This window comes from Virgisporangium aurantiacum (assembly GCF_016863635.1).
Classification (GTDB): Bacteria; Actinomycetota; Actinomycetes; order Mycobacteriales; family Micromonosporaceae; genus Virgisporangium; species Virgisporangium aurantiacum.
The window spans coordinates 1-8,370 of the sequence record NZ_BOPG01000148.1 but is presented as its reverse complement, the minus strand read 5'-3'; the positions used below and the strand labels follow the sequence as shown (position 1 = coordinate 8,370).

Annotated in this window: 7 protein-coding genes; 2 read left to right on the top strand and 5 right to left on the bottom strand. The window is 68.9% G+C overall.

The genetic code is table 11. The features are described 5' to 3' along the window. Window positions 1-178 precede the first annotated feature (178 nt). Window positions 179-913: a hypothetical protein gene (locus tag Vau01_RS62495; protein ID WP_204015111.1), complete on the top strand. Its 735-nt coding sequence runs from the start codon at window positions 179-181 to the stop codon at window positions 911-913. 343 nt (window positions 914-1,256) lie between these two features. Here Vau01_RS62495 and Vau01_RS62490 read toward each other — a convergent pair whose 3' ends face one another. The 5 genes from Vau01_RS62490 to Vau01_RS62470 form a co-directional block, all read right to left on the bottom strand. Continuing rightward, window positions 1,257-1,784, bottom strand: a complete 528-nt coding sequence (locus tag Vau01_RS62490; protein ID WP_204015108.1) for a hypothetical protein — start codon at window positions 1,782-1,784, stop codon at window positions 1,257-1,259. A gap of 335 nt (window positions 1,785-2,119) precedes the next feature. Continuing rightward, window positions 2,120-2,461, bottom strand: a complete 342-nt coding sequence (locus tag Vau01_RS62485) for a hypothetical protein (protein ID WP_204015105.1) — start codon at window positions 2,459-2,461, stop codon at window positions 2,120-2,122. Window positions 2,462-2,570: 109 nt separating this feature from the next. Next, window positions 2,571-3,116 carry a thioredoxin family protein gene (locus Vau01_RS62480; RefSeq protein WP_204015102.1) on the bottom strand — a complete coding sequence of 182 codons (546 nt, stop codon included), beginning with the start codon at window positions 3,114-3,116 and terminating at the stop codon, window positions 2,571-2,573. Window positions 3,117-3,545: 429 nt separating this feature from the next. Next, complete coding sequence (locus tag Vau01_RS62475) at window positions 3,546-3,938, bottom strand: hypothetical protein (RefSeq protein WP_204015098.1); 393 nt, start codon at window positions 3,936-3,938, stop codon at window positions 3,546-3,548. Window positions 3,939-4,111: 173 nt separating this feature from the next. Continuing rightward, window positions 4,112-5,335, bottom strand: a complete 1,224-nt coding sequence (locus Vau01_RS62470; RefSeq protein ID WP_204015094.1) for a reverse transcriptase family protein — start codon at window positions 5,333-5,335, stop codon at window positions 4,112-4,114. 488 nt (window positions 5,336-5,823) lie between these two features. Here Vau01_RS62470 and Vau01_RS62465 point away from each other — a divergent pair, with 488 nt between their 5' ends. Then, the gene (locus Vau01_RS62465; protein ID WP_239153128.1) at window positions 5,824-7,866 is read left to right on the top strand and encodes a DNA-directed RNA polymerase subunit alpha C-terminal domain-containing protein; all 2,043 of its coding nucleotides are present in this window, start codon (window positions 5,824-5,826) and stop codon (window positions 7,864-7,866) included. Window positions 7,867-8,370: the final 504 nt, after the last annotated feature.

Sequence of the window (8,370 nt, the reverse complement as noted above, 5' to 3'; positions counted from 1 at the left end):
GTCCGGATCTGCCGCGAGCCGCTCGTTGGGCATCAGGTCCGTTTATGTACCGAGTTGACCGCTCGGACCGCTGGGCCAGGCAGTCGTTGGTTGGCTTCGAGTTGCCTAGTAGGGTGCTGGGCCGATGAGTCATTTCGGGAGTTTTGTTCTCGCTCGGTGTAGATCCTTGCTGGTGCACGTGTCCGAGATCGAGTCGGCGTTCGGGTCGAGCTGGCGTCGACTCGAAGACCGAGGGGAGGGCTGGCAGTTACTCGACATCGGACAGCCGCGACCGCACCAGTGGCCGGGCGTGGGTATGGGGCCGGCCGGCGTGGCACGGGTCACCGATGGACCGGTGCTGGCTTTCTGGGTCTCCGATACGGCGTGCGCCCAGATCTCGGCTGCCGCTACGCACGCCGAGGGCTGGTCGTACCACCTCACGAAGCATCGCGACGGCAGCTGCGGCTACGACCACCGGTTCTCCACGCTGCGTCCGGACTCCCGGGCCGGAAAGCGGTCACCTGATCTTCCGGTCCTGGTTGCAGCCATCGCCGATTGGGCCTGCGCAGCCGGGCTGGACGCTTCCGCGGATCGGATCACTGACGCGGTGACTGGTGCGCGTCTGTACCGGGATCTGCCTCACGCCGTTGTCAGCGCGTTGGGGCTGCCACCCGGGCGCGAGGTTCCCCGCATGTTCGACCACCAGGAGGACGACTGGTGTCTGGCGTGGCATCGGGGGCACAAAGCCGGTCTGCGGACCAGCGCCCGGTGGTCGACAGGCTCGACTGTCGAGTCGGACCAGCAGCTTCCCGAAGACGAGGACTTCCTCGGCTTCGTCGATCAGGTCGCACGTTCCATGTACGGCGGGGGTTTCAGCCGGCAGGAACTGGTCGAAGAGTCGTCCCGGTTAATGGCCCGATGGAGCCGAACTTGACGCCACGTGGTCCCAACCGGTGTCCGCTTCTGCCGCGATTGGCTGGCCTCGCCTGAGGGGTCGGAGTAACGGACGGTGGCGGGGCCGCGATCACGATGGCAGTGCTGGCCGGAACCGTAGGATCTCTAAACGAGCCGGTCGCCATTGACCCGCAAGGATGGCGTCCGGCTCCTCGAACTTGCTTCGTCGTGGAGCGTCTCCGTCAAGTGCGCGCTCGGCGGCGGGAGGCGCACGCGCATCGAGTCCAGCGGTCAGCCGGTTGGCGCGCCTCGACATCTGCTGCTGCGCCGCGCTGCTCGACTCCGTCAAGGTTCCGTCGAGCGGGCATCCGATCATGCCGATGTCACGACTCTGCCTTCTTCGTCCACGCGATGAATTTCAGGATCCGCCTGATGTTGTCGCCGGGAATCAGGTCCGTCTCCCCGGTTCCCTTGTACGCGGCGTCGGCCACGGCTGAAGCTGCGTAGCGGGCTTCGGGGTCCAAAATGTCTTGAATCGTCGCGGTGCAGGGCGATCGGACCATGACCGGCAGGTCGGTGTCTGCCATGTCGTCTGGCCCGGGGTTGCCCATGTAGTCGAGCCATTGGCCCCACAGCTGCTTGGCCGGGCGGTTCACCGCGGCTCCGGTTGCTGCGGTTCTCATGAGTTCGAGGGTCTTGTACACCAGATGTTCCCCGGGGCCGAAGACCCGCGGCGCGTACATGACCCGTATGTCGTCGATACAGAGACTGATGCAGCGCAGGTAGGCGGGGTAGGGCAGCTTCCGCAACCGGGCGACCAGGTCCCGTCTGAGTGCCCTGCCGTCGACAGCGAGGATGACGTCGAGGGGTAGCGCGTCGATCTGGTCTTCGGGTACGTCGTCAGGTATCACGGATGGGCTTCCCGATCACTCGATCCGCGGAACATATTCGACGGTGTCCGTCGCCGGTGTGGTTCTGTGTGCCACCCAGCCCTGGTCTCCCGGACTTGGGACAGCCGGCCCTGGGCCAACAGGTCCCGGCGTAGCCGGGAGACGGGAACCAGTAACGGCGACGTTATCCCGCTCATCGCCTGTTTAGGCAGGCCTACCGCTTTCTCTTGCTTCCTCAAGTCACGCGTAAGCCTGCCCACGCGCAGAGCGTCCCGGCCAGCCCGAACGGCTCCGTCCAGTGCCAGTGCGAACATCTGCCGCGAGGTGAGCGGAGGGGCGCCGGACGGGGCGCATCCTCAACGGTCTGGATGCAGTGCGCGCTCCTTGGCGAGGTCGTCGATGATCCAGCGCAGCGCCGAGACGGCGTTGGAGTAGCGAAGGTAGCGCGGGTTCTGATTGGACTTCGGCTCGCACCGCTCGCGCATACGCCGGATTTCGTCGATCATCTGCGCAAGCCTCTGCTCGTCAGTCATGCCGAGCATGGTCGCGCTGCTGGATGACGCGGGCAAGGCGCACTGTAATGCCGCGATTGGCGCGCAACGGAACGTCATCAAGCCCGCAGAATCGTCGCTGGCGAGCAGCCAGGCCAGCGCGAGCGATACCGCGAAGCGGTGGCGGGCCGCCAGCGCCGCGCCCATGGTCAGCGTCAGGAGATGGCCGTACAGCAGACCCGCACCGGACGGGGTGCCGCCACGAGCGAGCTCGGTTCTGAGGCCCGCGTTGCTGATAGTCGTCTCAGCGCCGGTCTCAGCGCCGCCATTTGATCGAGCAGCCTCTACTGGCGCGGTGCGGTTCGGGTACCGGCTTGCCCGCGAGCACCAACTCGATGGCCGCGCGCAGGTCGGCGCCGGTGAGCGGCTTGCCGTTGCCTGGGGTCGATTCGTCGAACGCGCCGCGGTAGGCCAGTGCGTGCTGCGCGTCGTAGAGGAAGAAGTCCGGAGTACAGGCGGCACGGTAGGCCCGGCCTACGTCCTGTCCGGCATCCAGCAGGTACGGGAAGTGCCATCCCGCCCGTTTCGCCTGCGCGGCCAGCTGATCGGCTGCGTCCTGCGGGTATGCATCAGCGTCGTTGGTGCAGATGCCGACCACGGCGAGTTCGGGGAAGCCGGAGAGCGTCTCACCGAGCGCTACCTCGATATGGCGCACGTACGGGCAGTGATTACACAGGAAGGCGACCAGGAGCGCGGGCGCGCCGGTGAAGTCGTCGCGGCGCACGACGGAGCCGGAGGTGTCGGCAAGGGCGAAGTCGGGCGCGGGCGTGCCAAGCGGAACCATCAGGGACGAGACAGCCATGCGGCAAGCCTAAAGGGCGCGCACGGCCGCACGACGCCCGTGCGGGACCGCCGAGGTCATGGCCGCCGCCAACGCGGGCCCGACGAGCGTCACCGGTTCAAGCCAGCCACGCATCGGTGCCGAGACGGCCGTATAGACGGCCGCGAGCACGCTGGGCGGTGAGAGTGCCGGTGCCGAGCATGTCGAAAGGCGCGCGGCGCTGGCGATGAGCGTTCCTTGGACAACCGGCGCGGCGATCCGCGACACCAAGATCAAGCATGCGGATCCGCCGCGTCTGGTTCTCGGAGCCTCGCTGACGACCGTCACGCTCCGTGCGTCAGCGCCTTGGGTGTGGCCAGGCTAGCGCTCGTGTCGAGAAGAGCGCGCACCCGCTCGGGTCACGCGGGCTGGGTGGCGCCTGTCCGGCAAGGGGGCCCTGCCAGGCAGACATCAGACGAGGTGGTACCCGTCGCGCTGGGCGGCCTGCTCGTTGAAACCCGCGAACTCCTCGACCCAGCTGCGGACCTCCGGACCGCCGGGGTGGTCGTCGAAGAAATCCAGTACGTCCTCAACGGCGTAGGTCTCCAGAGCCTGGCGCAACCGCTCAGCGATGAAAGCGGCACCAGCGGCACTGATCCGGCCACCGACCCCGTCGAACTCGCCGGCCGGCAGCGTCCGGTCACAGATCGGGAATTCCGGCCAGTTGTGTGCCTTGTAGCCGTCCCCATCGATCACGCTCACCCACAACATGACCAGGCGGACGTAGTTCATCTGGTAGTTGCTGAACCCACACGGGGTCGCCATGTCGTCGCTCGGCTCATCCATCGTGAATGCGTAACCCATGACGCCGCATGCTATCCACGCCGTCCACCCGCCAGAATCCCGATCATGGCGTCCGGTCATGCCGCCGTCCGCGCGCCGACTTCCCGTCGTTCGTCACAGTCGGTGACAGATGCTCCACGTGGCTCAGCGCACGGACATGCCGATCCGCGCGTCATCGGCTCCTCGTTCGCCTGTCAGGGGGCGGGTACCGCTGCGGACAGAAGGCGCTGGAGTTTGCTGGCCCGGGTCGGGTGCCGGTGTGCGACCCAGGCGATGCGTCCGGCCAGGTGCGCGGCAAAGTCGGGGTGGCCGTCGCGGTTCGCGGCGTCGATGCCGTGCTGTGCGGCGTCGTGCAGGATGGCGCGCAGCCGGTCGTACTCCGCGCGGGGTACCGCTGGTGCGGCGTTGACTACCAGGCCGGCCAGCCGTTGCTGGTCGGCTTGGCCGCGCACGCGTGTCTTTGCCGTGTTGACCCCGAATCCCTCCGCGGTCGCGATGGCGGTCACCTGCGTGATCAGGTGCTGCGCCTGCCGTCCGCCGAGGTCGCCGGAGAACGCGAGGTCGTCGGCGTAGCGGGTGTAGTCGGCGCCGAATCGGCCGGCCAGTCCGGCGAGGCGGCGGTCGAGCCGGAACGTGCAGAGGTTCGCCAGCGCGGGTGACGTCGGCGCGCCCTGGGGCAGGTGCGGCTGGCGCAGCAGGGCGGCGTGGGCGCGGTTGGGTGCGTCGCGCAGGATGTCGACCGGCGTGCGGGTGGTGGTCAGGGCGGTCAGCGCGTGGGCGACCGGCTCCGGGTATCCGGCGGTGCGTAACAGCCCGTACACGCGCGCGGCGGTGACGCTTGTGAAGAACGCACGCAGGTCCAGCCGCAGGACCGTCGGCTTGCCGGCGTGGGCGGCGGCGAAGGTGTGAACTCCCCGGCCGGCTACGAACCCGTGCACACTTTCGTGTACCGGCAGGAGGCCGACGATGGTGTCGAGCAGGTGCCGCTGCAGTGCGCGCAGCCGAGGCTTCGGCGCCTCGATGAGCCGGTGCGGCCGCCATAGGTAGCGGTAGTGGCGCAGCTGCTGATCGCGGGCGTGCCGGTTGAGTTCGCGCCGGTCGGCGAACCAGTCGAGGCGGTCGCCGTCGACGTCGAGGAAGTCGGCGAGCGCGCCGAGGTCGTCGACGGCGGGGGTTGCCCAGCGCATCCGTCCGACGCGGGTGGCGACGAAACGGCGTTCCCGTATGACCGCCGCCTGCACTCGCGTCCCGGCCGGGCCGGTGACGGCGGCGACGAACGCGGCCAGTTCGCGTGGCCGGTCGGCGGGCGGCTGCCGGTAGGCACGCAGGACCGCTGTGACGACCGGACCGAGCCAGCGCGGCCTCGCACCGAGGACCGTATGGCCAACGGCGAGTAGCTCCGACCGCTGCCAGAGCACGCTCAGAAACGCGTCGGCGAGCGCTGATGCGACCCGCCCCGGCGATTGCCGGCGGGGCGCGGCAGCGTGTCCCGACGATGCCCCGTCGTGCCTGCGCTGTCCTGCGCGAAGCGCTGGTGCGCGCCGGCGATGCGCTGCCGTGCTCACTGCGTCGTCCTCGGGGTTGCCCCGAAGAGGCCGTCGGCACGCCGTGAACGGCGCGCTCCGGCCAGCTCGGGACACGCTGCCATCGGCTCAGCATACGAAAGGCCTGCGCAGCGGGCCCGGGGGACCGCGCCGGGGTCACCTTCACCCGGTCGATGGAGACCACTACCGCCAGCGGTCGGGGCCGACCTCGGAACGGAGGAGGTCGCGGAGATCCTTCGCAGCCGCCTCTAGGTCCTCGACGAGTTGTTGGCTGTCGGGAGGCTGTCGGCGTCGGCTGGGCCGTTCGACCACGACGAGTGGCGGGCAACCACCGAGGTCGATTGACGGAATAATCGGGCGTTGTGGAGGCCGCCCCGAATGCCATACCGCTGTTCGGCCTCGCCGCCCCTGATCTCGGGCTGGCGGCGTTGGCCTGGTGGAACTACCAACCCGTCCCCTCCGATCCCGACCAGGTGTGGTGGACGAACCTGCACTTCCTCTACGGCGACCCGATCAGCCCGTCCGGGCCGTTCGTCTGGGTTCAGTGCGTGCGGCGGGGCGACCACTACTTCACGCCTGCGCAGGTCCTCGACCGCGAACGGGAGCGGCTCGCCGAGCACGCGTGGATCGTGGAACCGGCGCCGGCGAACGTGCCTGACGCGACCAGCATCGCTGTTCCTGTGGACGGCGAGCCGGTGCAGATGTCCGTGGTGCGGGACGGCGACCGGTTGTGGGCGCTGTCGGGAGAGATCGACCGCCGCACGACAGTGGCGGTGGCCGGGCGCGGCGTCGACCTGTCGACGCTGCGACTGCGGACACTCGACGACTTCCGTACCCAACCCGACTTCGACCGGTACATCGCGCAGCTGGCGGTGCTGCGAGAGCGCCTGGCCGAGACGGCGCGGCAACGCCCGGAGCCGCCGGTCCCTGCCCTGGACGGCCGGGGTGCCGAGGCGCATCGCGCGCTGATCCACCGGTGGCGGGCCCACCTCCACGGCGGCGAGACGGGCTACGACGTACCGGGTGTTCCTGCCGTCGAGGGCCAGCCGTCGCCGCGGCGGTACCAGGTGTGGCGCGAGCAGGCGATCCGGGAGCAGCAGCGGCTCACTGGTGTCGGCCGCGAGCGCGCCGCCGACGCGATCGCGTCGATGGAGGCCCACGCCGTTCGGCGGTGGGAGCTCCGGATGGGTGTGATCGATCTCGCGCTGGACGAGATCATCGAGCACACCGTTGGCGGGCGGGTGGCGAGCCGGGCCGCGCAGGAGGCGTGGGATGGCGCCTGGGAATCGAACCGCGGCGACGATCCGGGGCCCGATTGGCAACGGGAGTGGCGGGACTGGACCGACGTCATGGCGCGGCGGCCGGAGCACTTCCCCATCGAGGAACTGAACCTCTCCGTCCGTGCGTACAGCGGGCTCAAGCGGATCGGCGTCCACACCGTGCGGGACCTGCTGGGGCGGACGTCGGCGATCGACGCCGCGCGCAGCGCGGGCCGATCGGACTCCGTCCTGGAGTTGGTGGACCAGGTGCTGGCGGCGGAGTTGGACCTCGACCCCTCGCTGCTACATGCCTGGCTCCACGAACGGCCGGCGGACAACCCGGCGGTGGACCGCACCGGCCAGCGGTGGGGGATGCTGTTCACCGTGGCGACCCCCGCCGAGGTGGCCGCCGCGCTCCGGTCGGCGTACTCGGCCGCGGGTCTGGTGGAGCCACCCCGCCCGGCTGAGAAGGACGACGACAACGGCGACTATGAAGACGACGAGGACGACGAGGACGACGACGAGGACGACGACGAGGACGACGATGAGGACGACGATGAGGACGACGACGTGGAAGACCACTGGTCGTTCGATCCGGCGACGCTGCCGGCGCGCCAGGAGCAGCCCGACTGGTCATTCGGCCCCGACAACGTCCTGCTCTACCTCAGCGAACCGCGTGCCGGCGACATCGAACTGACCCCGCCCACCTACCGCTTGAACGACCCGGCGGGCCAGGCGTACACCGTGATACTCAGCCTGCGCTACGAGCCGGCATCGCCCGCCGCCAACCCGCTCGCCGCGGCGCTGTCCGCAGCGCTGTCCGGCACGGTGTACGCGTTCCTCCAACTCGGTCCGGTCGGAACGATCGTCGCGTACGAGGCTGGTAGCGCGATGCGTGGCTACGCCACCGACGGACCTGTCCCGGGCCTGCCCACACTGAACCTGGCCGAACTGGCGCCGAGCACCGCTGTGCGGTCCAGCCTGCCGATCCTCAGTCAGGATTTGCCGGGTCTGATCGTTCAGTCGGGCATTCGAATGTACGGGTACACGCACCGCCACCCCGACCATTTCAAACCCGATCCCGACACAGTGTTCATGTTCCGGCTACCGCCGGAAGACACCTCGGCCGCACCCATGATCACGTAAAAGTTGTGGTATCAGAGCCAAATGAATAAGCGCCGGACACCCACTGGCTCCGGTCCTCCACGGTCTCGCGGCGGTGTCGATCGTGGCGGCTTCTCACGCGTCTGCGTCATCGACGGCCTCCTGCCGCACTCGCCACCGATGCAGATCCACCACTGCGTCGGCACAGCGGCCTCGGCGATCAAGACTGGTCGCACCGCGAGCCGCTCGGCCGTGCTGATCTGCCGGCGGTAATGACCAGCCCACTCGTAGGTGGCTGCTCAACGGTCAGCGGTCGGTACGCCCCAGGATCTGTGCGGATGCGGTAGTGACGAACGAGCCGACGGCGTCGCGGGACTGATTCTCGTGGGTCTTCAACTCGTCACGGTCGACCGGGGTCCCGGGCGACCAACAGCTGGCTCACCTGCGCAGTTCATGGGGCCTGCGCGAGTGCCAGTGGTGGTCGCCTTCGCCTTCTTCGGCTGAGCGACCCGACCGGGTCCGGGCTGTCAATGAAGTGCAGCGAAC